Source organism: Alkalimonas delamerensis (assembly GCF_030717955.1).
GTDB classification, from domain to species: domain Bacteria; phylum Pseudomonadota; class Gammaproteobacteria; order Enterobacterales; family Alteromonadaceae; genus Alkalimonas; species Alkalimonas delamerensis.
In genome coordinates this window covers 1-1,808 of sequence record NZ_JAUZVY010000010.1, presented here as the reverse complement: position 1 = coordinate 1,808, position 1,808 = coordinate 1, and the positions used below count along the sequence as shown (strand labels likewise).

At 51.7% G+C, this 1,808-nt stretch carries 1 tRNA gene and 1 rRNA gene; both read left to right on the top strand.

Annotation, left to right across the window (positions count from 1 at the left end):
- Positions 1-122: 122 nt before the first annotated feature.
- Positions 123-1,662, top strand: a 16S ribosomal RNA gene (locus Q3O59_RS15835).
- A 69-nt stretch (positions 1,663-1,731) separates the two neighbouring features.
- Positions 1,732-1,808: transfer RNA gene (locus Q3O59_RS15830), tRNA-Ile, on the top strand.

The window sequence follows — 1,808 nt, the reverse complement described above, 5'->3', positions numbered from 1 at the left end:
CTGCTCTTTAACAATAAGCAATCAATTATCTGTGTGGGTACTTGTGTTGATACGTGCAAACGAATAATCAGTATGAGTGACCAATAGTCAATTTATTAGTCAGTAATACTGAGTCAAAACTTTAATTGAAGAGTTTGATCATGGCTCAGATTGAACGCTGGCGGCAGGCCTAACACATGCAAGTCGAGCGGTAACATGTCTAGCTTGCTAGACGATGACGAGCGGCGGACGGGTGAGTAATGCTTGGGGATCTGCCCGATGGCGGGGGACAACCACTGGAAACGGTGGCTAATACCGCATAATGTCTACGGACCAAAGTGTGGGACCTTCGGGCCACACGCCATCGGATGAACCCAAGTGAGATTAGCTAGTTGGTGGGGTAAAGGCTCACCAAGGCGACGATCTCTAGCTGGTTTGAGAGGATGATCAGCCACACTGGAACTGAGACACGGTCCAGACTCCTACGGGAGGCAGCAGTGGGGAATATTGGACAATGGGGGCAACCCTGATCCAGCCATGCCGCGTGTGTGAAGAAGGCCTTCGGGTTGTAAAGCACTTTCAGCGAGGAGGAAGGGAGTTGTGTTAATAGCGCAATTTCTTGACGTTACTCGCAGAAGAAGCACCGGCTAACTCTGTGCCAGCAGCCGCGGTAATACAGAGGGTGCAAGCGTTAATCGGAATTACTGGGCGTAAAGCGCACGCAGGCGGTTTGTTAAGTCAGATGTGAAATCCCCGGGCTCAACCTGGGAATTGCATTTGAAACTGGCAAGCTAGAGTACGAGAGAGGGGGGTAGAATTCCACGTGTAGCGGTGAAATGCGTAGAGATGTGGAGGAATACCGGTGGCGAAGGCGGCCCCCTGGCTCGATACTGACGCTCAGGTGCGAAAGCGTGGGGAGCAAACAGGATTAGATACCCTGGTAGTCCACGCCGTAAACGATGTCTACTAGCTGTTCGAGGTCTTGTACTTTGAGTAGCGCAGCTAACGCATTAAGTAGACCGCCTGGGGAGTACGGTCGCAAGATTAAAACTCAAATGAATTGACGGGGGCCCGCACAAGCGGTGGAGCATGTGGTTTAATTCGACGCAACGCGAAGAACCTTACCTACTCTTGACATCCAGAGAACTTTCCAGAGATGGATTGGTGCCTTCGGGAACTCTGAGACAGGTGCTGCATGGCTGTCGTCAGCTCGTGTTGTGAAATGTTGGGTTAAGTCCCGCAACGAGCGCAACCCTTATCCTTAGTTGCCAGCGATTCGGTCGGGAACTCTAGGGAGACTGCCGGTGATAAACCGGAGGAAGGTGGGGACGACGTCAAGTCATCATGGCCCTTACGAGTAGGGCTACACACGTGCTACAATGGTATGTACAGAGGGAGGCAAGCTGGCGACAGTGAGCGGATCTCTTAAAGCATATCGTAGTCCGGATCGCAGTCTGCAACTCGACTGCGTGAAGTCGGAATCGCTAGTAATCGCAAATCAGAATGTTGCGGTGAATACGTTCCCGGGCCTTGTACACACCGCCCGTCACACCATGGGAGTGGGTTGCAAAAGAAGTAGGTAGCTTAACCTTCGGGAGGGCGCTTACCACTTTGTGATTCATGACTGGGGTGAAGTCGTAACAAGGTAACCCTAGGGGAACCTGGGGTTGGATCACCTCCTTACCTAAAGCATTTACGGCATAAGTACCCACACAGATGATTGATTGCAAGAGATAGAGCAAAAGTACAGATGGGTCTGTAGCTCAGGTGGTTAGAGCGCACCCCTGATAAGGGTGAGGTCGGTAGTTCGAGTCTACTCAGACCCACCA